This window comes from Mesorhizobium sp. WSM4832, assembly GCF_055811115.1.
Genome location: NZ_JBVVQH010000015.1, coordinates 28040 through 49654 on the forward strand (window position 1 = coordinate 28040; position 21615 = coordinate 49654).

Genomic DNA, 21615 nt, shown 5'->3' on the forward strand with positions numbered 1-21615 from the left:
TCTATCCTGAACTAACTCACTATCCCATGGAACGAAAGCCAGTTGTCGGAATTGGTACATTGCCTTGACAAAAAAGGAGGTCGATATGGGCCGCGGTATATTGCTTTGGCTGCTCGGAGTTCCAATTCCAATCATTATCTTGCTCATGCTGTTCGCACGGTAGGAGCCTTCAGATGAACTCCGCAATTGCTGATGTTGAAGTTTCCGCCGCAAGGGAATCGCCTTTATCCGCCGTCAATTGGGGCCCGATTATCGCCGGTGCTTTCGCTGCGTCGACGCTGACGGTGATCCTGATGCTGGTCGGCTCCGGACTCGGCTTGACCATGGTTTCACCTTGGACCGGCGCAAGCGCATCGGCCACCACATTCGCGGTCTCGGCTGCGGCCTGGCTGGTCGTCGTGCAATGGCTCTCGGCCGGCCTGGGCGGCTATCTCACCGGCCGGCTACGCACAAAATGGGTCGGCATTCACGACAATGAAGTCGTCTTTCGCGATACCGCGCACGGCTTCCTTGCCTGGGCGCTGGCAACATTGCTGGTTGCGGGTGTCTTCGGTTCGGCTTTGTCCGCAGCTGTCGGCGCGGGCGTGCAGGCCGCCTCCAACATCGCAGCAGGGGCGACGGCGGGGGCCACATCTGCTGCCACCAGTGGCGCCGGGGGGGCACCCGACAGCAACAGTTTGGCCTACTTCGCCGATGCGCTGTTTCGCCCGGCCGACACCGGAACCGTCGCCCCCGCTGGACAGAATGACGCCGGCGCGACCGCGCAGGCAACTCGCATCCTGGTCGCGAGCGCTGCCAGAGGTGAAGTGTCGCCAGACGACAAGGCCTATCTTGCCAAACTGGTCGCATCCCGCACCGGGCTTTCGGAGGCCGACGCCGCCAAGCGCGTAGATACCGTCCTTACCGGCATGGAGGATGCCAAGAACAAGGCAAAGGCGGCCGCCGATACGGCCAGGAAGGCAAGCGCCGCTTTCGCGCTGGTCGGCGCCCTATCCATGATTGTGGGCGCTTTCATCGCCAGCGTGGCCGCAGTGCTCGGCGGCAAGCAGCGCGATGAAGACGAGGCGCTGTTCGTTCGCGACTGACCGCAAGTACCGTTCGCTTGCTGACATTTATCCAATCAAATTTGCCCGCTGGCTTGCCCGCGGGTAAATTTTAGTGGAGCTGGCGGGTAGGTCTAACAATACCTGCCCGGTAAGTCATTCTCGAGTCGCCCCAGCAGTTGGCGTCGCCTCATTGTCGGTCTGGTAGTTCTCCCATCGCTCTTCGATTTCGTAGGAAAGCCAGCGGCAGAACATGCCGATGATCGACGTGGCAGCGCCGCCGAGCAGGCAGGCAATCAGCAACGGACTTTTCGATGCGCTATCCCAGCTGACGATCGCCAGCAGGAATACGCTTGCCGCGGAGATCGAATATCCGACGCCCTTGAGCAGATGAAGCGACGATCTGGTCATGCTGGTCCGCCATCAAGATGCAATTAGCTGTGATTGAAGTGCCATCTCCGTAGTATCTCTCCACCTGGCGGCGGCCGGCGGCTCCTTCCTGGTGGGCCTGCAATCACAAAGCGCGGGCCGATATCTCGGCATTGGCGCTCACCGCGTCATGCTTACCCAGATGGCAGAATCGCGGCCATGCAGGCCAAGCTTAACGAGATCGAGTGTTAGCGCTCCTGTTCGCTGGAATCTTTTGCCCCGGTGTCTCACTTGCCTGCCGCATGATTGTTAGCGCTTCCTCTGGCGTGAGACCGCATTTGCGGGCAAAATAAACCGCCTCGGTGGCCTCCGAGCGAGTGGCTGTCGCTATGGCGGACAATGCCGGTTTCGATTTCTTCTTGGTCATCGGTTCACCGTAGCAGACTCATTTCGTCAGTTGATAGCTCGCGGCTCCAAATTTCGGACTTTGAAGCGACGGGGCGCAACGCTCGTGTGGCGTTCATCCGCCGAGGCGAGCCGGAGAAGGGTTGCTCGAGCGACACAACCCTTCTCCATTAAGTGTCGGCCTACCAGCCTTGGCGGCGAGCCCACTCATCGACGTCGGCGCGAACACGATCCTTCTCGATGCCGTAACGTTCCTGGATCTTGCCTTCGAGCTGGTCGCGCTTGCCGGCGATGCGGTCGAGGTCATCGTCGGTGAGCTTACCCCACTGTTCCTTGACCTTGCCTTTGACCTGCTTCCAATTTCCTTCGACGCGGTTCCAATCCATGGTCCAAAATCTCCTTAGGTTGCATGGAGTAACAACGGCGGCGATGTTCCGGGGTTCCTGCCGAAAGGGTTTGTCGCGAGTAGGCGATTGCCTTTTTACAAACATATTGCGCCTCGCTAACACCAGCTGCATTTTGCAGTTGCAAATCGACGACGCCGCCACCTCATGGAACCTTAGTCCCCTTAGGCGACTTATGATCGAGGGCGGGGCGCGCCCCTACGGATTTCATGGTCGACACTCGAAACCGCATTTCACCTGCTCGCGCGAACCGGACAAGCTCGCCGCGAGAACAGGCGCGCAACCGTTTCATAATCGTGATCGGCGCGTCGGCGGGCGGGATCGAACCGCTGAAGAAGATCGTGAGCGATCTGCCCGCCGAGCTGCCGGCAGCCGTGTTCATCGTGCTCCATGTCGGCCAGATCAGTTATCTGCCCGCAATCCTCGACCGCGTGGCCACGCTCAAAACCTCGGTCGCCGAGAACGGCGCGTTTTTCAGGACCGGCAATATCTATGTGGCGCCACCCGGCTTCCATCTTCTCCTGCATGGCGACCACATGATGCTGCGGCGCGGACCGCGCGAAAACCTCGCCCGGCCGGCGATAGATCCGCTGTTCCGCTCGGCGGCGCTCAGCTACGGCGCGCGTGTCATCGGCGTCCTGCTTTCTGGTGCACTTTCCGACGGCACCGCCGGCTTGAGAGCCGTCAAGGCGGTGGGCGGGATCGCGGCCGTGCAGCATCCGAAAGACGCGGTGGTGCCATCCATGGTGGAAAGCGCGCTGCAATACGTCGAGATCGACCATTGCGTACCGGCGGCCAAGCTCGGTGGCCTGCTGGCGAAACTGGCGGCCGAGCCGGCAGGCGAAACCTTGCCTGCCCCGCCAATAGTCAGACTGGAGGCGGCCATCGCTGCGCAGGAGCATTCGACCATGAAAGAAGCGGATCGACTTGGCGAATTGTCGGTGTTTACATGCCCAGAATGCAACGGGCCGCTGTGGGAGCTAAAAGACGGTGACATGCTGCGCTACCGGTGTCATACCGGACACGCTTTTACTGCCGAGGCGGTATTGGAAGCGCAGGCGATCGAGGCGGACGAGATTCTATGGAGTCTGCTGCGGTCACATCAGCAACGGGCGGAATTTGCCCGGCGCATGGCCGAGCGGGAAAGAACACGGCATCGCTCACAGCTCGCGAGAGAGCTTGGCCAGCGGGCGGAGGAATACGATGCGGATGCCGCTCTCGTCGAGCGCATCCTCGAAAGCAGGCGGGTTCGCGTAACGGGCAATGGAACAGTCGACCAGGAAAGCAACGGCAAGAAACGCGAAGGCTAGGCCGCGAGGGGGTGCCAAAGAGCCGGCGTCCTTCCCTATCATAGGCATCGGCGCATCGGCGGGCGGCATCGGAGCGCTGCAGCAATTCTTTCCCGAAGTGCCGGCCGACAGCGGTTTTGCCTATGTGGTGATCCAGCATCTCGACGCCGGGCATGAAAGCGCGCTTGCCAGCATCATCCAGCGCTCCACCACGATTGAAACGCAAACCGCGGCAGAGGGCGCGGAAATCCAGCCGGATAATATCTACGTCATCCCCCCGGGCGTCTTGGTGACGATCGAGGACCAGCACTTTCACCTCGCCAAGATGCCTGCCGCGCGTCTCAAGCGCACGCCGATCGACGATTTTTTCACGTCGCTGGCGCGGGAGCAGGCTGAGTATGCGGCCGGCATTATCCTTTCGGGGACCGGCAGCGATGGCACGATGGGACTGCGGGCAATCAAGGAGCACGGCGGACTGACACTGGCGCAGGAAAGCGCCGAATATGACGGTATGATGCGAAGCGCCGTCCAGGGCGGCCTTGTCGACATGGTGCTTCCCGCAGGGCAAATGGCGGGAAAGCTGGTCAGTTATTTCAGCCGCTCCAACCGGACCGAAAGCGAGCGCGATCGCCGCAAGCGCGACTTGGCGGAACAGCTTTCGCGGATCGTGACGCTGCTTCGGGTACGCACCGGCCACGATTTCAGCGGCTACAAGGATAACACCATCATGCGGCGCATCCAGCGCCGCATGCACGTGCTGCAGATCGACGATCCCGCCACTTTCTATGAGCACTTGCGCGACGATCCGCAGCAGATCGACCTGCTGTTCCAGGATCTGCTCATCGGCGTGACTAGTTTTTTCCGCGACACACGGGCCTTCGAAGCGCTCGAACGTTTCGTCATTCCAAAGCTTTTCAAGGACCGCAAACCGGACGAGACGATCCGGGTCTGGGTGCCGGCCTGCTCCACTGGCGAAGAAGTCTATTCGATCGCGATGCTGCTGAAGGAAAACGCGCGCGGCGCCGCTTCGCCCAGCCTGCAGATATTCGCCACCGACGTTGACGAGCGCGCTTTGGAAATAGCGCGCGCCGGGCGCTATCCCGCGGCGATCGCAAGCTATGTCACGCCGAAGCGCCTCAAGGAGTTCTTCTCGCGCGAGGACGGTACGTATCGTGTCGGCGCCGATTTGCGGGAGATCTGCTTATTTTCAGCACACAATCTTCTACGCGACCCGCCGTTTTCCCGGCTCGACCTGATCGCCTGTCGCAACTTGCTGATTTATCTGGGTCCTGACCTGCAGGAGAAGATCGTGCCGGTCTTCCACTACGCTCTGCGCAGCAACGGCTATCTATTTCTCGGATCGTCCGAGAACGTCACCCGTCACGGGCGCCTGTTCTCGACCGTGGACAAGACCAGCCGCATCTTTCAAAAGCGCGGCGAGGTGGCGGCGCAGCGGCTGCCGGAATTCCCGCTCGCCGCGGCGGCTAGGCAGCCGGCCTCGCATGCACGTCTGCGCGCCACGACTTCAACCCTGCAGGAGTCCGCGGAACGGCTGATCCTCCAGCGCTATTCGCCCGCGCATGTGGTGGTCAACGCCGCCGGCGAACTCATGCACAGTTCCGGAGGTACAGGCAAATATCTTGAGCTCGCCGCCGGCGCACCCGACCACAACGTCTTCTCCATGGCCAGACGGGGCCTGCGCATGGATTTGCGGGCAGCGCTTCACAAGGCCGTCAGCTCCGGACAGGTGGCGATCCAGAGCAACATTGCGGTAGGCACCAATGGCGGACGCCAGACGATCAGCCTCGTCGTTCAGCCGCTGCTATCCGCCGGCTCGGCCGATCCGCTCTACATGATCGTGTTCCGCGATATCGGCGGCATCAAACCGGAGGCCGAGGACGAGCCAGCCCACGCAGCCGACGACGTCGAAAGCGCCAATGTCAGCCAGCTCGAAAAGGAGCTGAGGGAAACCAGGGAACGGCTGCAGATCACGACGGAGGAACTCGAATCCTCCAACGAGGAGTTGAAATCCTCCAACGAGGAGCTGTCATCCATCAATGAGGAACTGCAGTCCTCCAACGAGGAACTGGAGACCTCAAAGGAGGAATTGCAGTCGATCAACGAGGAATTGCAGACAGTCAATGCTGAGCTCAGTATCCGTGTCGACGAACTCAGCCGCGCCAACAACGATATGGCGAACTTGCTCGAGAGCACCCAGATCGCGACCGTCTTCCTCGACCGCGACCTCTGCATCAAGAGCTTCACGCCGACGGCGCGCGACCTGTTCAGGCTGGTCGAAAGCGACGTCGGGCGGCCGCTCGCGCATGTGCGCCCGCGCTTTCTGGCCGACGGATTGCAAGGGGACTTGGAGCAGGTCCTGCTGCGGCTTGGAACGATCGAGCGGCAGATCAAGGGCGTCGACAACGACCGGCGCTACATCATGCGCGTACTGCCGTACCGTACGGTCGAGAACGTCATCGCCGGTCTGGTCGTCACCTTCGTCGACGTCACCCAGATCGTGAAAGCCGAGGAAAAGATCGGCGCGCTCTCGCAAGATCTGCGCAACCGCATCGAGAGCCTAGCAACGCTGCTGGACCTGGTGCCGGTGGGCATTCTGATCGCCGAGGACGGCAACGTCGAGGCGATCCGTGCCAATCGCCGGGCGGTTGAATTTGCCGCCCGGAGCGGCGCTGACGGCAAGCTGACGTCGGTGCCGGCTGTGCTGCCGTTGACGGTTAATGGCGTTGTAGTGGACGCGGGTGACCAGCCCCTGCAAAAAGCGATGCGGACGGGCAAAGCCATTCCCGGATATGAGGCGCGGATCGCGCGGGCTGATGGTGCACGCTTCGACGTGATGATTTCGGCAAATCCGCTATTTGACGAATCCGGCAAGGTCCGCGGCGCGATTGCAGCCCTGGTCGACATATCGAACCACAAGGAGGCGGAGCGCAGCCAGGAGAGGCTGTTGCATGAGTTGCAGCATCGCGTGAAGAATATCCTCGCCACGGTCACCGCGCTGGCCTCGCGCATGATCCGCTCGTCGGGCTCGATAGGCGAGTTCTCGACGTCATTTCACGAGCGATTGCATGCGATGGCCCGCACGCACGAGGTCCTGTCATCTTACAATTGGGGCGATGCCGACCTCGAGCAGCTGCTCAGGGCGACGCTCGCTCCCTATGGTAGCACGGAACGCGAGTCCGTAGTCGTCAAGGGGCGGCCGCTCCACCTCAATTCGGCCACGGCGGCGACGCTCGGCATGATTTTTTTCGAGCTAGCCAGCAACGCGGCCAAATATGGCGCGCTTTCCGTCGACATCGGCCGCGTCGAAGTGTCTTGGGATATCGTGAAGCCGGGTTTCTTGTCGATCAGCTGGAAGGAGACCGGCGGCCCGATCGTGGAAGAACCATCCCGCAGGAATTTCGGAACAACTTTCATCCAGCAGAGTTTGGAGTACGAGTTGGGGGGAACTGTAGGATTGACGTTCAAGCCCTCCGGCGTGGAATGCCTGCTTGAAATTCCATGGTCCCGAACCGAGGGGTCGATCGATCCTTAGCTCGGAAACGAATGAATAAGAGCGCTCCATTATCCGGCCTGCGGGTCCTCGTCGTCGAGGATGCATTCTTGGTTGCGCTCGATCTGGCCGACGAATTGAAGGCAGCCGGATGCGACGTCGTCGGTCCTGCGCCCTCTGTCGAACAAGCACTTCAGCAGATCGACGGCGTTGAACTGGACGGTGCGGTGCTCGACGTCAACCTGCATGGCGAACGGAGCTTCCCGCTTGCCGAGCATCTCGTCACCCTCGGTGTGCCTTTTGTCTTTCTCACCGGCTATGACAGCGCCACGGTCTTTCCCGATCGGTTCCAGGATTCGCCGAGACTGTCGAAGCCTTTCGAGATCAGGGTGTTGATCGAAGCGGTCGCGCGTTTCGACAAAGGTAAGCATTGAGGCCACGCGGCGCTCTCGCTTGGCCGATAGACCCCCGCCAGCAGCTGCCGCGCCATTAGCATCCGCCAAGGCGGCCCAATCCAGGTGCGTAGCAACAAGCAACGAAACAGAGTTCGATGGCCGTTCAGCCCGGCAACGCGGCGGAACGGGCGATCCAAAAGCGCGAAAAATTCCACATGGATACGGGCCCCTGCGGCGGAACAAAACGCCTGATGAGGCAGTTCGACCCGGGACCAAAGGCGGCAGCACTTATATTCGGCCGATCCTTTCCCGGTGGGCGTCGAGCGCAAGTGATGACCGCGCAAGCCAACAAGGAGGCGAACGGACGAAGGCGGAAACGCTTAGGGAGAGCCGTTGGCCTAGCCCTGATCGCGGGTGCGATTGCTCGGCAATCGGTACCTATGCCAGCGCGGGAGCAAGGTTCGGACCGGATCTGCTTTGGACCGCCCCAGTGACACTGCCGATGATGTACGCTGTCGTGTACCTCTCATCGAAGCTCGGCCAGGTGTCCGGCCGCGGACTGTTCCAGGTTATCGCGGATTTCTATCCGCGATGGCTGCTATTGCCGGTCCTGGTTGGAGCCCTGGCTGGCAACGTGATCGAGGCTGCGGCGAATCTGGGTGCCATGTCGGCGGCGATCAACCTGTTCGTGCCGTTGCCCATCCCGGTGATCGTCGCTTTCATCGCAGCGTTTATGTTTGCTCTTCAAGTTTTTGGTTCTTACGGCCTCCTCAGGAATCTGTTCCGTCTGCTGGCGTTGGCGCTGCTCGCCTATGTCGTCTCGGCTGTCCTCGCCAGACCAGAACGATGTCGGTGATAAGTGGCACCTTGCTGCCGAGGGTGCATTTCAGCCACGAGTATTTGTTGATGCTCGTTGCGATCATCGGAACAACGCTTTCGGCATATCTCTATACTTGGCAATCCAACCAGGAGGTGGAAGAGGAGATCGCCGAGGGCAGAACTACTCTTGAGAAACGCCACGGAGCGACCGATGGAGAGCTGCGCCGGTCGCGCCAGGACATTCTGATCGGCATGACGTTTTCCAACCTGATCATCTATTTCATCATACTTTCGACGGGTTCGACGCTTCACAAGGCCGGCCAAACCCAGATCGAAACGGTAGCCCAGGCGGCTGAAGCGCTGCGACCGCTTGCTGGCGATGCAGCCGGCATATTTTTCGCCGCAGGTTTGATCGGTGTCGGCTTTCTGGCCGTTCCTGTCATGACGACAGGCGCTGCCTTCGATCTCGCGCAGGCCATGGGCTGGAACCATGGCATGAACGCGAAGCCGCAGAAAGCGCCAGCCTTCTACCTGGCGACGGCGGCATTCACGTTGATCGCAGTCGGCCTAAATTTTCTCGGCTTCAATCCAATACATGCGCTGGTCTGGGCGGGCGTTGTGCAAGGCTTTTCCACTCCCCCGCTGCTGCTGTTGATCCTATTGATGACGAACGATCGCAGGATTGTGGGCGACAGGGTCAATAGCCGGAGGACGAACATCCTGGAGGCGTCACGACGCAGCAATCTTTGCGGGCTCGGCTGTCCTGGTGGCGAGCTGGTTTCTCTAGCCCGAACGGCGGCATCAGTTTGGCAAACGGATATCCAAGGATGTTCGTTTCCAACAGGAACGATCGTCATCGTCACGCATTCTTCCTAATCATTGCTATCAACGCGCTGCCGGGGTTCGAACCGTGTTACCAAAAGGCCATGCGACGCCTGACTGCGTGCCGGGCGAAATCAACGTTATCGATCTCATCCCTGCCTTGCGTGCTTTTGCCCGCACTTTTTGCCGGGTTCCCGATGATGCCGATGACCTCGTGCAGGAGACTTTGATGAAGGGGCTTGCCAATTTGGACAAGTTCGAGCCAGGAACGCGCTTGAAGTCCTGGCTTTTCACCATCATGCGCAACACGCACTATACGCGGGTGAACGCTGCAGCCAGAGAAGCACCTGGATTGCTCGACTGCGTCTCCAGCAGACCGATTTCGGAAGCCTCCCAAGAGTGGTCCATTCAAAGCAAGGAAGTTTACCAAGCCATCCAGAAGCTTCCGTCACATCAACGCGAAGTGCTGATGCTGATCGGTGTGCTAGGCGTCAGCTACGAAGAAACCGCTGAGATATGCAATTGCGCGATAGGAACCATCAAAAGCCGTCTCAACCGCGCGCGCGCCAGCGTCCTGGAATCCCTTGATGAAAGCTCGTCACAAGCGCTGATCGAAAGACATGAGCATGTCTCGCAAGACCACTGGGACAGAGCCGCTGACAGACCTCGATGAGAGCACGCGTCAGCTTTCCATTTCACGGCGACGCTTCTGCATCAGCGCATTCTGCAACTCGATCGCGAGCTTGGTCAGGCGATCCGGGACCTTCTCCTGCTCGATCGCCGTCAACAGCGATGCAATCTCTTTGTCTATGCTCAGGATTGCGTTACTGGCGGTATCGCTTTGGCTCGGGCGAGACATGGCTTTCTCTTAGCAATTAAGGTCCCTTCGAAAATTCACTGAGACCATAGCCGGCCAGAGTTTGCAAGGCGCTCCAGCCGCCGATCAGATTTGGCTCGGCACTGGATTGTGCCCAGAGCAAAGCCCTCTGCCTGACCCCATATCTGATCCGTTTGCGCCCCTGCAAGTCCGCTGAGAGCCGCCGGAGCTCAGTCTTCGGGGAGCCGGTTTCCCGCGTGGTCCTGATACTGATCGGACTTAATCCGATTGCCGTCCAGGCCGCGTTGTTTTGTATGCTGCTTCTTATCCCGGTTCGACAAGACGTCGTTTTCTCCGACCATGTCTTTCGGAACCTCCGTCTTGGCCCCGGTCCCGGAACGTTTGCCCTGACTGCCGCGGCCCATGTGTTTGTTACCGCCGGATGCCATCTGCTTCTCCTGGGTCTGCCAGCTTCTGCGCAACTGGTCTCGGCGCCCGAACTTCGGGCCGCCTGTTATGTTCCGCCGGTACGGCGAATAAGAAAGACGGTGCCATCCCAGTGACGGAAAGGCGTCGCGCCATCGATCACGATGTCCATGGAGCATGCATTGGCGAAGTTGCGGACGTCGGCAGAATCGGCGGCAGGGGACATCCGGTATGAATAGTTGAGAATTGCCGCCATCCCTCCAGGTCGCAATAGGCGCGCGATTTCGCTGAAGTGTCGCTCGGCGACGCCGGCGATCACCAGGTAGGGGAAAATGTCAACCGCCAATACGCCGTCAAAGCGCTCGTCGGCGACTTCGGCAAGATCGAGGCCGGAGGTCTGACGGAACTCGACGTTGCCGAGGCCGGCGCACCTTCGACGCGCCGCGGCGATCATCCCGTAGGAAATATCGATGCCGACAATGCGTTTGGCTCTAGCGGAGAGCGCGCATTCGAAACGGCCGATGCCACAGCCGATGTCGAGTATTGTTTTGTCCTCGCCTGTAAACCCTTGTCGCTCAAGCCAAGAGGCGATCTCGGCAGTTGTAGCCGAGAGCTTTTCCTCATCACCGAGCGACGAAAGTTGGACGCTGGCAGCCGGTGAGATGACGAGGGCCTGGTCAAAGCCACTGGCCAGCCGGCGGACCGTCATCTCGGCCGTTTCGCTATCCTGACGGTCATGACATATGGAAGCTGCCGTCGCCCGGAGACTGTCAAAGGCGCCCGTGTTGGCCGAAAGAAGCGCGGCCACGTCCTCGAGCCAGCCTCTGCAATGGTAGGCCTTTGTCCGCATCTCCAGCGCGATATCCGCCAATTTCGCAGCATTGATTTCCGCCGTAAGGACGGCCAATCTGGCTACCGCAACCTCGGCGGACAGGTCGTCTGCCATGCAATTCTCGAGAATGCGGCTGGCGGCCATCCTCTGCTGTTCTGCCGCGATCACGGCGCTGCGCTCCGGGTCCAGAGCCTTTGCGCGGTCCACCGGTCCACTGCCCCCCAGCTATACTTATAGCTCTCCCGGCCGCGTAGAAAATCGAACTCCCGTGCCCCTTCGCGAGCGGCTTCGGCAATAGCGTTGCCGATCAGGATCGCGCCGGGGCTTTCCTGCGCATAGGCCGAGTCGAAACCACCGAGATAGGCATAGGCGCGGCCATGATGATGGAAGCCATAATACGCGCCGACGATAGCGTCGCCGATTCCGATCAGCCAGCATCGCGCCAGATCGTTCGCGGCAAGGCGAGGCAGGGCCTTCCGATGGAATCCCAGAGCGATGTCCGTCAGTACGCCTCCGCCCTGTTCGGCCCAACGTGCTTTGTGCAGGCGCACCAGGTGGCCGAGAAACATCTCTGGTGCGGCTTCCGCCCGCGTAATCGTTACCCGGCCTCTCCGTTGCGCGGCTCTCAGAGCGCGACGAAGCTGGCGTCTTCGCCGCGCGGGAACCGAGCCTGTAAGCGTCTCGTCGCCGGCCACGGCAAGCACCGGACAGGCGGCATGCCCGGCAGATAGGCTCTCGTCAATGTCGGGCAGTACAAGATCCAGGGAGGTGGCCTTAAGCGGAAGGTCCGGCAGAATGCATTGCGCCCATTCGAGCGAAACCACTGTTTCGGCAATCGCGGTACCGACGGCTTTCTTGAGTTCGGGTACGCAAAGAACATCGAGATAGTCGCTCAGCGATATCCCGATTGGAAGCAGGCGCGAACCATATGCATGCCGCTCAAGGTAGAGCGGTGCCAGTCCTACAAGATCATTTCCGTTCCACACGGCGATCGCCGAAAGATCGCCCGGCGCGAATGTCCGCCACCATGGCAAGAGCCAGGCGGGCGACTGGAAAGGCGTGGCAGAGCTGCACTGCGCCCAGAGCGCCCACCAATGCTGCTCGAGATCATCGAACGCACCCGGGTCTCGTATGACATCGGCGCGCAAGCCGTTCATTGCGCGGCCTTCGAGCCTGAGCGGCAAGCGCCGAGCTCTGCCAATGCCCGATAGGCATCCATGTAGGCCACAATCATGGTGTCGAGCGAGAAGCGATGTCGCGCCTCGCCCAGGCATGTTTCGCTGTCGAGGTCGGCCGAGGCGTTTATGGCGCTCGCCATCTCGTCAATGTCGGTGACGAGAAATCCGGTCTTGCCATGTTCGACGACATTGGGCAGGGCGCCATTCGGGAAGGCCACGACGGGCGTGCCGCACGCAAGAGCTTCCATGGCAACCAACGAACTTGTTTCCGCCGCAAGGCTCGGAATGACCAGGCAGCGGGCGGCATTCAGAAGCCTGCGCTTGGCGGAAAACCCGAGCGGTCCCAGGAAGCGCCGCCGTCTGTCGAGGCGAGGCGCCACCTCATCGGCGAAATACTGGACATGTGTCTGGTAGGGATAGATCTGACCGCCAATCGCAAGCGGCACGGCGGCACGCTTGGCGGCCTCGATCGCAAGGTGGACGCCCTTCTCCGGGCAAATTCGGCTCAGCACGAGCGCAAAATTGCGCCGCGATCGCATTTCGTTCAGCGCATCAACGTCAACGCCGTTTGGGATCGGCGCGATGAGTCTCGATCCGGGCGGCGCGGTTTTTTGCTGCGCCTCCGAAACCGCATGCAGCCACAGGTCGTCACGGGCCGGTCTCAGTACGTCGGGTGTGTACCAGGCGAGCGGCAGGTGCAGGCTCACAAGTGTCGGGCCGTCGCCAGGGAGATAGGCGTCGAAATCGATGCCGTGCAGGTGAACGACGTCGATCGGCCAACGCGCCCGGGCCGCAGCGATTGCCGCGCGATGCGCGCGTTGGGCGCGGCTCTTTGCCGCCTCATCGAGCACGCCTTTTTCCGCGGGTGTCTCGACCAGTGTCCCGGCCGCGCTGGAGCCCCGGCAGGCGACCACGATGGAATGATGGCCTTGCCGCACCAGCGCGCGGTCCAGCATCGACAGCACCTGTTCGGCGCCGCCGACCGCATCGGGGCCGACGGGCGCAAGCGGGTAGGCGACGTTGAGCACGGTAAGCGTCATGGCTGATCGAGCCGAAGCTCCTCATGCGCGAGAACCGCGGCGCTCAGCCAGGTCGGGGGCTCGAAGCCCAAAGGCAGCAATCGATAATAGAGCCTCCCGTTATTGGGCAGCGTGCGGAAATCGTAGGCCGGCGCCAAACGGAATCGCTCGGTCGACCCGAAGAACGGTGCAAGCGTCCGCAACTGCGTCTTGTAGCTGGCCAGCATGGCTTGCTTGAGCCGAAAGGCCGATTCGGTTAGGCGGACCTCGACACGGTCCGTCCCAAGATCATCGGCGAAATCCTGGAAGATGGGGCCCTTCGGCCCTGCGGCATAAAACGCCATCTCGATGATGGTGGGCGCCGGACACCGGTCACGGCGCAGCAATTGACAGGCGGCATGGACCGCGAAGGCAGTGGCGTCGTGGTCGGGATGCCCCCCTTCGAAGGGGTGCGTGCAGACAAAGCGGATCTCGGCGGCAGCGAAGAGGCAGGCCAACTCCTGCGCGAGCGGGACGAGATGCATGACCGCTTCCGTATCAGGATAGTCAAGGCTGGTCAGGATCCCGCACGACAGGCCCGCCGTCGACAGCGCGTCCTCTAATTCACCGCGACGGGCATGGGCGTAGTCTTGCCAGCTATCAAAACCATGGACTTTTGCGTCGGCAAGGTTGCGGGGGGCTCCGTCGGTGACATGCACGATGCGGCACTCAAACAGTCCAGCGAGATGTCCGCCGATGCCGATCGTCTCGTCGTCCGGGTGCGCCACGACAATCATAATGCCGGCACCGGGATGGATGTCATCGCCGGTCAGCCGTGTGGCGAATTCTGCCAGCACGTCAGGCGACTGATCGATTGAGGACATGGCGATCTCATGCGGCCGAGACCCGCCGCATCGGCACCGCGTCGCTGCGCACGCCAGGTGCGTAGCGGCGCATCATGCTGGCGCAGAATTCGGCGAATTCTTCGGGCACTTGTGGCGGGCTTGTATGGTGAGGCTGCATGCCTCGGTGTTCGGGCGTGAAGCAAAAAGTGACGGTGACGTCGAAATCTGCCAGGGCTTCCATCTGGCGGTCGAACCAATCGAGGGCGCTCGGTCTGAAACTGTCGGCCCAGGAAAGACCCGTGCGCAGATTTGTGACGCCCAACCGCTTCATCCAGGCGACGGCGTCGTCCAGCCGGTGGTCCTCGAAATGGAACCACTGGACCAATCCCATCTGCGGAGTGTGGCGTAGGAACTCCTCTAAGGCCGGCTTGGGCGTGCCATCCTCGCGCAGCAGGCCCATGTAGAAATGACGGTAATAGGAGGAGCCTTCCACCTCGCGATGCCGCGTGGTCGCTCCCCAGGCGTGCGGCAAATCGTAGAGGCTGTACCATTGGACGCGGGGTGCCCGGCCAAGCAGCAGCTCCGCCGTTCGTCGCAGACCCCAGACCTGGACCTCCTCGGCGCCGAAGCTCGACACGCCGGCTTCGCTGATCCAGATCGGCAGATCGGTGATTTCCGCAATCTCGGCGAGCTTTTGCGGCCATTCATGCATTTGCCAAAGATTCCAGTCGAGCGGGAAGCCATGCACCGCAACGGCGTCGACACGATCGAGCACGCCGTACCCCTTCATCAATGACATGAAGCCGGCGTCGATCGGCGAAATGCCACCGAGCACCCGGGTGATCGCCGGGTTTTCGAGACTGATCGCATCGGCAGCCAGGATGGTCATGTTCGCGAAGCGGCTCCAGTCCGGATCGAGTTCGGGGTCCCAATGCGACTTGTTGTTGGGCTCGTTCCAGATCATCGCAGCTTCAATCATCGTTTTTTCCTTTCGCAGGGTAGACCGCACCTCCGCCAGCTGGCTCACCGGATGCACGGCAGAAATAGACCTCGTCTTCCGGGTGGAGCAGGATCTCGAAACCGGAACTGCGCAGCATGGCTTCGATACAGCTGCGATTCGGAATCCACCAGTTGGTCGGATCGTCCGCATAGCGGTGTTCGATGAAGTGCAGTTTCGGAAACTCAGGTCGATTGAACAGATCGTGGGTCCAGAAATGGTAGTTCTGTTCCAGCGCGGGGACGTCGCTGCTGCCGCGTTGCATCGACTGGAAGATTACCAGATCCCGCGCAACGTGCTGGCGGATCAGGTCGAGCGCCAGCAACGGGTGGCGCAGGTGATAGAGCACGCCCATGAAGAGCACGATGTCGAAAGTCTCGCCGAGGGCGCCGACGTCATAGACCGACAGCTCGCGAAATTCGATGTCGCAGCCGGCGATTTCGGCGGCGAAACGCGCCTGAGTCAGATAAGCTACGTCGAAATCTATGCCGAGCACGCGATCGGCGCCCCGCTTCTTCATTTCGATGGAATAGAAGCCGGCGTTGCAGCCGATGTCGAGCACCGACTTGCCTGAAAGATCGGCCGGGATCGCATCGGCGAACTTCTGCCATTTGACCAAAGGATAGTTGCCGAGGAAATGGTCGGGAGCAGTCTGAACGCCCGCCAATTCCATGTTGTGGAACCACGGCCCCAGCGCATCTATTCGACGGCGAATTTCCGCGTCGGAATGCAGCATCGTCAGCCTCCTTCGCCTGGCAGGTATGGTACCTGGGAGCTGCTCGGCGGCATGAACCTCGGCGTGCTTTCGTCTTCCGACGTTTCGTTGTTTTCGAGCAGCCGCAGTGCCGTGCGGTAGCCGTTGAACGTGCCGACATCGACATAGGCCAGGCCCGCCTTGACACCCCAGGCTTCACCTCCGGCGGCCAGGTAGGCGTTGACCAGCGTGCCGAAATATTCATCGCAGCCATCCCGCTCGCGCCAGAGCCCCGCGAGCCGATGAAAGATGCGGCCTGGCATCTTGAATGCTCCCCAGACCCAATCCGTGGCCGCGTCCCGCTGCTTGACCTGGATCTGCTCGACGCGGCCATCCTGATCGACGACCACAGCGTCGAAAAGTTCCGGCCGGTCCACAGGAAACAGCAGGAATGACAGACGGTCGTCCGGAAGATGGCAGAAGCCGTCCTCGGGAAACCAGATCGTATCCGGCAGACCGATCAGCACCGTTTCTTCCGGCACGACGAGAGGCGCAGCGCGGAAGATCGCGTCACAAAGGCCGACCGGGGAAGGCTGGGCCACGAAGATGGCGGCGGCGCTGCCATAGCCGGCGGCATAATATTCGAGGATGTCCGACTTGCCCGACCCGATGATGAAGCAGATCCTGTCGACGCCATTGCGCACCATTCGGCGCACCAGATATTCGCTGACCGCGCAGGGGCGCTCGGTTTGCCCATCCATCCGGCTGCCCACTGGCAGCAACTCCTTGGAAAAGCCCAGCGGTTGAATGCGGCTGCCGCGCCCTGCGGCAGGCACGATGCCCAACATCAGACGGCTTCCTTCATCTGTTCGCTGGCTGCCGCCCGGGCCGCCTCGTTCAGGATCCGATCCAGTTCCGCGGCGCGGCGAGCTGATGTGTGTTCGTCGAGCACGCGTTCGCGGGCTCTACGGCCCAGCGCTCCGATCTCGCTGTCCGATAAACCCAGGGCTGCGACCACGTCTTCCGTGGAATGCGCAAGTAGTATCTCCTTGCCAGGTTCGAAGAAGGTTTCCAGGCCTGGCCAGTCATCTGAAATGATCGCGGCGCCGCAGGCTGCCGCTTCGAACAATCGGCCCGAGGGGCACCAGCCCTTACGTGCCATCGCCTCGCGGGTGACATTCAAGGTCAGGCGTGACGAGCAGAAGAAGGCCGAATGGTCGGCGGGCGGCAGATGCCTGACGAAGAAGATGTTGTCACTCCACGGAAAATCCTGCGGGTATTGTGCGCCGCCGATGACAAAGCGGCGCTCGGGCATCCGGACCGCCGGCGCGACAAGCAATTTCTCGACGCCGATTTGCCGATCGTCGGCATAGGTGCCGAGATAGGACAGATCGCCGGCAAATTCGGCCCGAGGCTGCGACGGCCGATGATGGCCGGGATCCACATGGCCGTAGAGCGGCAGGACGAGACGCGCGCCCAACATGGTCTTGAGTGCATCAAGCGCCGGGCCGCCGGTATAGCTCAGCACCAGGTCGAAATCGCGAAGTCCTTCCGGACCGAAATAGGCTGGCTGATCGCCCTGTTCGATGCGTGCCAGCGTCACCGCGGTATCCAAATCATAGAACACTTTCAGCCCGGCACAGCTTTCTCGCGCGAGGCGTGAGGCTTGAATAGCATCCGGGCAGTAGGAGGTCACAATGACAGCGTCAGCTTCCCGGACGGCGACCGCTGCGGCCTGGGCGATTTCGTCCCAACCGGCATAGAGCACCACGTCGCCGCCATCGAGATGGTCGAGGTCCCTTGCACCGGCGTAATAGGGCATGTCGCGCTCGAAGAAGCTGATACGCCAGCCGAGTGGCGCCAGCGCTCGTATCAGCCCGCGCCAGAGCGTGGCATGTCCGTTTCCCCAGGAGGAAGTGACAGTGAGGCCGAAGATGACCATGCGCATCGGGCAGCTCCCGTCAGGCGACTTCGTTCAGGCGAATGAGCTTGGAGCCCCAGTCGCCATGAACGATGGTGGTGATCGAGGCGGGCTCAATGTCGAAACGGAAAGACTCGCCGAGCTGAAGGCCGAGGACCTTGCACACCGCAGCCTTGATGACGTCCGCGTGGCTGATAAGCGCGACATGTCGATTTGGCTTCTGTTGGCGCAACGCATCCATCAGCCCGATAATCCGCTCCTGCGTGTCCTGCATGGTCTCGCCGCCCGGCGTGCGGGCGCTCTGTCGCTGGTCATTCCACATTCGCCAGGCGGCATCGCCATTCAGCTCTTCGAATGTCTTGCCGGACCATGCACCGAAATCAATTTCGTCCAATTCCTGGCGGATCGAAATATGCTTCACGCCGCATGACATGGCGATGGGTTTCGCGGTCTCCAACGTGCGCTTGCGTGGACTGCTCAAGATCGCGGCAAGCGGCTCCCTCGCCAGGCGTTGGGCCAGATCCTGCGCCTGTGAGCGGCCCGCGGTCCCGAGGTCGATGTCCTTCAGGCGGCCGGCCAGGCAGTGGCCGACGTCGTCATGCGCCGCATGCCGGACGAGGAAGAAGGTCGTGGTCATTCCGCGGCGTCGAGCATCGGCTCGTCCCTGCCGGCAATGAAAGCGAGCGTCCGCAGGCGAGCTTCAGCGTCCGTGAACTGTTCCGGCGGCGACTTCATGAAGTAACTGCAAGGCCCAGTGAGCGCCCCCGCAATGCCGCGATCGAGGGCGAGCTTGGCGCAGCGCACGGCGTCGATCACCACGCCGGCGGAGTTGGGCGAGTCCCAGACTTCCAGCTTGAGCTCGGCATTCAGTGGCACGCCGCCAAAAGTCGTTCCTTCGACGCGGATATAGGCCCATTTTCGATCGGTCAGCCAAGGCACATGATCGCTTGGTCCGACATGGATGTTGCCAGGTTCAAGCGGAACGTCAATCTGGCTGGTGACCGATTGCGTCTTGGAGATCTTTTTCGATTCCAGCCGCTCCCGCTCCAGCATGTTTAGGAAATCCGTGTTGCCGCCGAAGTTGAGTTGGTAGGTGCGGTCGATACGCACGCCACGTTCCCGGAAAAGATTGGCGAGCAGCCGGTGAACAATGGTCGCGCCCACCTGGCTCTTGATGTCGTCGCCGACAAGGGGCAGGCCTCGCTCTTCAAAACGTCGCCGCCATTCTGGCCGCGACGCAATGAAGACCGGTATGCAATTGACGAACGCGCATCCGGCTTCCAGGGCGCGTTCGGCATAGAAGTGGGTGGCCGCTTCGGAGCCGACCGGCAAATAGGATACCAGCACCTGGGCTCCGCTTTCCCGTAGGGCTGCGGTCACGTCGGCGACCGGCTCGTCCGCTTCCTCGATCTCGTCGCGCAGATATTTGCCGATGCCGTCGAGCGTCGGCCCGCGTTCCACGCGCACGCCAATCGGGGTCACGTCGGCAAATCGAAAGGTGTTGTTCGGAGCGCTGTAAATTGCTTCAGCCACGTCGCGCCCCACCTTGGCCTTGGCGACGTCGAAAGCGCAAACGACGTCGATGTCGTCGACATGATAGCCGCCGAGATCGGCATGCATCAGCCCCGGAATGGGCTCGTTGCTTTTTGCCTGGCGATAGTAGGTTAGGCCTTGCACGAGGGAGGACGCGCAATTGCCGACGCCGACGATGCCGATGCGAACCTTTTTCGATGTCACGAAACTGCCGCCTCTGCTGTTGAAGGAACCGTCCACGTCGCCGAACTGGGACAGAGCAGGAATGTTCCTTGAAAGCCGGAAAAATTGCGAAGTCCAACAGGAGGATCGGCATGATTGCTTCGCAGACGGCCAGCACATGGAACCGATCGCAACACGCTATGGCCGATATCTCGAGCTTCTGTGTCTGAGAACTTGCAATGAGTCTTTCGATCGAAGAGCGTCGCGAGGTCCGTGACTCCGATCTGGGCGACGAGGAACTGCGCGCAAGGTGCGACATGGCAGCGCCGCCATGGGGCCTGACAGCGATTGAAGACCAGCAACTCGGCGGCCTGATCATGTGGGTGGGCGCCAGCACGTTTTATTAGGCGGCCGCGTTGATCCTTGCTGCGCTTTGGATCGGGAGCGGATCTTCCGCGAAGAAAAAACTTGATGGCAGCGTGAGTTCCGTTCGGGATTGACACCTGCAGGATGACTGTCGATCTCTGCTGTCGAACCGGCTTGCACGATCGGCGCGACCGGATGTCATTTCACCGTGTCTGCGGACGGAATGGCTCATCCCTTCCAGTCTGGCCTCAAACCCGGCCCATGAGCGCCAAGATAATCAGGATGACAAGAATGACGCCGACAATGCCCGATGGCCCATAGCCCCAGCCCGACGAATATGGCCAGGCCGGTATCGCGCCGATTAGCAGCAGGATCAGAATTACGATCAGGATAGTGCCGAGGCTCATATCTGTTCCTCTTCAAGTGATGCTAGGACCTGCCATTGGGCTGCCTCATCTGAGGCTCAAGGCTCAGTCCAGCCTGCGCAACATGTCAGCTTCCTGCTCGAGGATGCTGGCGACCTCTTCGCGTTGGAGATGCGTCATCATCAGGCTGACGCAACATTCGAGATACGTGATGGACGATCGTCGCAGGAAGTCGGCGGTTTGCGCGGCCGCCATCTGCTCGATGTCCTTGGCTGATCGCTTCGACTGCACGACTGCGTTCTCCGTGCCGGGGGTTGTCGGACCCAACCAGAATCTCTGTCGGATGTTCCCCTTCGGCGTAAAGAACGCGGGTTGCATCCGGATTATCGCGGGCGCCAGGTGCAAATCCATTTGCACCTGACCCGTTTGTCGCAGCAACCGGCTCTGTTGCGCCGTTGCCAAGGTCGGAGAAATAAACGACCGTCTGCAGCAGACCTTGCCTGAGAGGCACTTTGGGCGACCAGCCAAGAAGGGATCGCGCACGAGCTATGTCGGGGCGCCGCCGGCGAGGGTCGTCTTCCGGCAAAGGTAGGAATTTCACGGGCGATCTGGTGCCCGTCAGTTCCCTCACCAGGCCTGCCAGATCGAGGATGGTGAATTCTCCGGGGTTGCCAAGGTTGATCGGCTGGCGCGGATTGGGCTCGATGTCCATGAGCCGCAACAGTCCTTCGACCAGATCGGTGACGTAGCAGAAGGATCGGGTCTGTCGGCCATCGCCGAATATCGTCAGCGGCCGCTTTTCCAGTGCTTGCATGACCAGGTTTGAGACGATTCGCCCGTCGGCGGGATCCATCCTGGGGCCGTAAGTGTTAAAGATGCGCGCGACCCGGACATCGGCCATGTCGGCTCGCAGATAGTCGAAGCAAAGCGTCTCTGCGGTGCGCTTCCCTTCGTCGTAGCAGGCACGCGGGCCGGTGCAGTTCACATGGCCGAGATAGTCTTCTCGCTGTGGATGTTGTTCGGGATCGCCATAGATTTCGCTCGTCGATGCCTGCAGGAATCGTGCACCGTCGCGAACGGCAAGCTCGAGCAGATTGAGCGTTCCGATTACGCAGGTGCGCGTCGTGTGGACGGGATCGGCTTGGTAGCGGGGCGGCGATGCCGCGCATGCCAAGTTGAAAATACGATCGACCGGCTCGCCGAGCTCAAGCGGATTACAGATATCCTGCTCGATCAGCCGAAACCGCGATTGGCCGATGAGCGACGTGACGTTTTCTATTCGGCCGGTGAGAAAGTTGTCGACACAGATCACGCGATAGTCATTGCGAAACAGGGCTTCGCATAGGTGCGAACCGAGGAAACCAGCGCCGCCGGCGACAAGCACCGTCCGTGTCCGTTGGGCCTTTCTTGAACGCCGCATCTGT

Annotated in this window: 23 protein-coding genes and 1 pseudogene; 8 read left to right on the plus strand and 16 right to left on the minus strand. The window is 61.0% G+C overall.

Features of this window, described 5'->3' with window-relative positions; all coding sequences use genetic code 11:
• The first annotated feature begins 173 nt into the window (after positions 1-173).
• Positions 174-1085 carry a hypothetical protein gene (locus tag AC0L2L_RS20870; RefSeq protein WP_473580783.1) on the plus strand — a complete coding sequence of 304 codons (912 nt, stop codon included), beginning with the start codon at positions 174-176 and terminating at the stop codon, positions 1083-1085.
• 114 nt (positions 1086-1199) lie between these two features.
• Here the strand turns inward: AC0L2L_RS20870 and AC0L2L_RS20875 are convergent, their stop codons facing one another.
• Positions 1200-1454, minus strand: coding sequence for a hypothetical protein (locus AC0L2L_RS20875; protein WP_027168581.1), 255 nt, complete (start codon positions 1452-1454; stop codon positions 1200-1202).
• A 545-nt stretch (positions 1455-1999) separates the two neighbouring features.
• Complete coding sequence (locus AC0L2L_RS20880; protein ID WP_027168580.1) at positions 2000-2203, minus strand: CsbD family protein; 204 nt, start codon at positions 2201-2203, stop codon at positions 2000-2002.
• A gap of 227 nt (positions 2204-2430) precedes the next feature.
• Here AC0L2L_RS20880 and AC0L2L_RS20885 point away from each other — a divergent pair, with 227 nt between their 5' ends.
• The 6 genes from AC0L2L_RS20885 to AC0L2L_RS20910 all read left to right on the plus strand — a co-directional run bounded on the left by AC0L2L_RS20885 (position 2431) and on the right by AC0L2L_RS20910 (position 9730).
• Positions 2431-3531 carry a chemotaxis protein CheB gene (locus AC0L2L_RS20885; RefSeq protein ID WP_473580785.1) on the plus strand — a complete coding sequence of 367 codons (1101 nt, stop codon included), beginning with the start codon at positions 2431-2433 and terminating at the stop codon, positions 3529-3531.
• Positions 3485-7063 (plus strand): CheR family methyltransferase, encoded by a 3579-nt coding sequence (locus tag AC0L2L_RS20890; protein ID WP_473580786.1) that lies wholly within the window; start codon positions 3485-3487, stop codon positions 7061-7063. The genes AC0L2L_RS20885 and AC0L2L_RS20890 overlap by 47 nt, the downstream gene beginning before the upstream one ends.
• Before the next feature lie 11 nt (positions 7064-7074).
• Entirely contained in the window at positions 7075-7455 is a 381-nt protein-coding gene (locus AC0L2L_RS20895) for a response regulator (RefSeq protein WP_473581016.1), read from the plus strand.
• Positions 7456-7906: 451 nt separating this feature from the next.
• Positions 7907-8272: a divalent metal cation transporter gene (locus tag AC0L2L_RS20900; protein WP_473580788.1), complete on the plus strand. Its 366-nt coding sequence runs from the start codon at positions 7907-7909 to the stop codon at positions 8270-8272.
• 50 nt (positions 8273-8322) lie between these two features.
• The gene (locus AC0L2L_RS20905) at positions 8323-9111 is read left to right on the plus strand and encodes an NRAMP family divalent metal transporter (RefSeq protein WP_473580790.1); all 789 of its coding nucleotides are present in this window, start codon (positions 8323-8325) and stop codon (positions 9109-9111) included.
• Between the two features lie 34 nt (positions 9112-9145).
• On the plus strand, positions 9146-9730 hold the full coding sequence (locus AC0L2L_RS20910; protein ID WP_473580792.1) for a sigma-70 family RNA polymerase sigma factor: 585 nt from the start codon (positions 9146-9148) through the stop codon (positions 9728-9730).
• A 9-nt stretch (positions 9731-9739) separates the two neighbouring features.
• Here the strand turns inward: AC0L2L_RS20910 and AC0L2L_RS20915 are convergent, their stop codons facing one another.
• From AC0L2L_RS20915 to AC0L2L_RS20970, 12 genes are all read right to left on the minus strand, one after another.
• Positions 9740-9916 carry a hypothetical protein gene (locus AC0L2L_RS20915; RefSeq protein WP_473580794.1) on the minus strand — a complete coding sequence of 59 codons (177 nt, stop codon included), beginning with the start codon at positions 9914-9916 and terminating at the stop codon, positions 9740-9742.
• Between the two features lie 188 nt (positions 9917-10104).
• Complete coding sequence (locus AC0L2L_RS20920) at positions 10105-10323, minus strand: hypothetical protein (RefSeq protein ID WP_473580796.1); 219 nt, start codon at positions 10321-10323, stop codon at positions 10105-10107.
• 65 nt (positions 10324-10388) lie between these two features.
• A complete protein-coding gene (locus AC0L2L_RS20925; protein ID WP_473580797.1) occupies positions 10389-11300 on the minus strand; it encodes a class I SAM-dependent methyltransferase in 912 nt (303 codons plus the stop codon).
• Positions 11297-12289 (minus strand): GNAT family N-acetyltransferase, encoded by a 993-nt coding sequence (locus AC0L2L_RS20930; RefSeq protein WP_473580799.1) that lies wholly within the window; start codon positions 12287-12289, stop codon positions 11297-11299. Before AC0L2L_RS20930 ends, AC0L2L_RS20925 begins: the two co-directional genes overlap by 4 nt.
• Complete coding sequence (locus AC0L2L_RS20935) at positions 12286-13350, minus strand: glycosyltransferase (RefSeq protein WP_473580801.1); 1065 nt, start codon at positions 13348-13350, stop codon at positions 12286-12288. The genes AC0L2L_RS20930 and AC0L2L_RS20935 overlap by 4 nt, the downstream gene beginning before the upstream one ends.
• On the minus strand, positions 13347-14192 hold the full coding sequence (locus AC0L2L_RS20940; protein ID WP_473580803.1) for a PIG-L deacetylase family protein: 846 nt from the start codon (positions 14190-14192) through the stop codon (positions 13347-13349). Before AC0L2L_RS20940 ends, AC0L2L_RS20935 begins: the two co-directional genes overlap by 4 nt.
• Positions 14193-14199: 7 nt before the next feature.
• Complete coding sequence (locus AC0L2L_RS20945; RefSeq protein ID WP_473580804.1) at positions 14200-15132, minus strand: beta-xylosidase; 933 nt, start codon at positions 15130-15132, stop codon at positions 14200-14202.
• The gene (locus AC0L2L_RS20950; RefSeq protein ID WP_473580806.1) at positions 15125-15886 is read right to left on the minus strand and encodes a TIGR04290 family methyltransferase; all 762 of its coding nucleotides are present in this window, start codon (positions 15884-15886) and stop codon (positions 15125-15127) included. The genes AC0L2L_RS20945 and AC0L2L_RS20950 overlap by 8 nt, the downstream gene beginning before the upstream one ends.
• Positions 15887-15888: 2 nt before the next feature.
• On the minus strand, positions 15889-16692 hold the full coding sequence (locus AC0L2L_RS20955; protein WP_473580808.1) for a sugar phosphate nucleotidyltransferase: 804 nt from the start codon (positions 16690-16692) through the stop codon (positions 15889-15891).
• Positions 16692-17792, minus strand: coding sequence for a CgeB family protein (locus AC0L2L_RS20960; RefSeq protein ID WP_473580810.1), 1101 nt, complete (start codon positions 17790-17792; stop codon positions 16692-16694). Before AC0L2L_RS20960 ends, AC0L2L_RS20955 begins: the two co-directional genes overlap by 1 nt.
• Positions 17793-17805: 13 nt before the next feature.
• Complete coding sequence (locus AC0L2L_RS20965) at positions 17806-18402, minus strand: histidine phosphatase family protein (RefSeq protein ID WP_473580811.1); 597 nt, start codon at positions 18400-18402, stop codon at positions 17806-17808.
• A complete protein-coding gene (locus AC0L2L_RS20970; RefSeq protein ID WP_473580813.1) occupies positions 18399-19502 on the minus strand; it encodes an inositol-3-phosphate synthase in 1104 nt (367 codons plus the stop codon). Before AC0L2L_RS20970 ends, AC0L2L_RS20965 begins: the two co-directional genes overlap by 4 nt.
• Before the next feature lie 197 nt (positions 19503-19699).
• Between AC0L2L_RS20970 and AC0L2L_RS20975 the strand changes: the two genes are divergently transcribed.
• A complete protein-coding gene (locus AC0L2L_RS20975) occupies positions 19700-19867 on the plus strand; it encodes a hypothetical protein (RefSeq protein ID WP_473580815.1) in 168 nt (55 codons plus the stop codon).
• Between the two features lie 207 nt (positions 19868-20074).
• Here AC0L2L_RS20975 and AC0L2L_RS20980 read toward each other — a convergent pair whose 3' ends face one another.
• Positions 20075-20233: a DUF3309 family protein gene (locus AC0L2L_RS20980; RefSeq protein WP_036259377.1), complete on the minus strand. Its 159-nt coding sequence runs from the start codon at positions 20231-20233 to the stop codon at positions 20075-20077.
• Between the two features lie 400 nt (positions 20234-20633).
• A pseudogene (locus AC0L2L_RS20985) lies at positions 20634-21611 on the minus strand (UDP-glucuronic acid decarboxylase family protein); the annotation flags it as partial.
• Positions 21612-21615 lie beyond the last annotated feature (4 nt).

What these genes read in the sequence shown, in the direction of transcription:
- AC0L2L_RS20870 (WP_473580783.1), top strand. Translation starts at nt 174, where the DNA reads ATGAACTCCGCAATTGCTGATGTTGAAGTTTCCGCCGCAAGGGAATCG.
- AC0L2L_RS20875 (WP_027168581.1), bottom strand. Translation starts at nt 1,454, where the DNA reads ATGACCAGATCGTCGCTTCATCTGCTCAAGGGCGTCGGATATTCGATC.
- AC0L2L_RS20880 (WP_027168580.1), bottom strand. Translation starts at nt 2,203, where the DNA reads ATGGATTGGAACCGCGTCGAAGGAAATTGGAAGCAGGTCAAAGGCAAG.
- AC0L2L_RS20885 (WP_473580785.1), top strand. Translation starts at nt 2,431, where the DNA reads ATGGTCGACACTCGAAACCGCATTTCACCTGCTCGCGCGAACCGGACA.
- AC0L2L_RS20890 (WP_473580786.1), top strand. Translation starts at nt 3,485, where the DNA reads ATGGAACAGTCGACCAGGAAAGCAACGGCAAGAAACGCGAAGGCTAGG.
- AC0L2L_RS20895 (WP_473581016.1), top strand. Translation starts at nt 7,075, where the DNA reads ATGAATAAGAGCGCTCCATTATCCGGCCTGCGGGTCCTCGTCGTCGAG.
- AC0L2L_RS20905 (WP_473580790.1), top strand. Translation starts at nt 8,323, where the DNA reads ATGCTCGTTGCGATCATCGGAACAACGCTTTCGGCATATCTCTATACT.
- AC0L2L_RS20915 (WP_473580794.1), bottom strand. Translation starts at nt 9,916, where the DNA reads ATGTCTCGCCCGAGCCAAAGCGATACCGCCAGTAACGCAATCCTGAGC.
- AC0L2L_RS20920 (WP_473580796.1), bottom strand. Translation starts at nt 10,323, where the DNA reads ATGGCATCCGGCGGTAACAAACACATGGGCCGCGGCAGTCAGGGCAAA.
- AC0L2L_RS20930 (WP_473580799.1), bottom strand. Translation starts at nt 12,289, where the DNA reads ATGAACGGCTTGCGCGCCGATGTCATACGAGACCCGGGTGCGTTCGAT.
- AC0L2L_RS20935 (WP_473580801.1), bottom strand. Translation starts at nt 13,350, where the DNA reads ATGACGCTTACCGTGCTCAACGTCGCCTACCCGCTTGCGCCCGTCGGC.
- AC0L2L_RS20940 (WP_473580803.1), bottom strand. Translation starts at nt 14,192, where the DNA reads ATGTCCTCAATCGATCAGTCGCCTGACGTGCTGGCAGAATTCGCCACA.
- AC0L2L_RS20945 (WP_473580804.1), bottom strand. Translation starts at nt 15,132, where the DNA reads ATGATTGAAGCTGCGATGATCTGGAACGAGCCCAACAACAAGTCGCAT.
- AC0L2L_RS20950 (WP_473580806.1), bottom strand. Translation starts at nt 15,886, where the DNA reads ATGCTGCATTCCGACGCGGAAATTCGCCGTCGAATAGATGCGCTGGGG.
- AC0L2L_RS20955 (WP_473580808.1), bottom strand. Translation starts at nt 16,692, where the DNA reads ATGTTGGGCATCGTGCCTGCCGCAGGGCGCGGCAGCCGCATTCAACCG.
- AC0L2L_RS20960 (WP_473580810.1), bottom strand. Translation starts at nt 17,792, where the DNA reads ATGCGCATGGTCATCTTCGGCCTCACTGTCACTTCCTCCTGGGGAAAC.
- AC0L2L_RS20965 (WP_473580811.1), bottom strand. Translation starts at nt 18,402, where the DNA reads ATGACCACGACCTTCTTCCTCGTCCGGCATGCGGCGCATGACGACGTC.
- AC0L2L_RS20975 (WP_473580815.1), top strand. Translation starts at nt 19,700, where the DNA reads ATGAGTCTTTCGATCGAAGAGCGTCGCGAGGTCCGTGACTCCGATCTG.
- AC0L2L_RS20980 (WP_036259377.1), bottom strand. Translation starts at nt 20,233, where the DNA reads ATGAGCCTCGGCACTATCCTGATCGTAATTCTGATCCTGCTGCTAATC.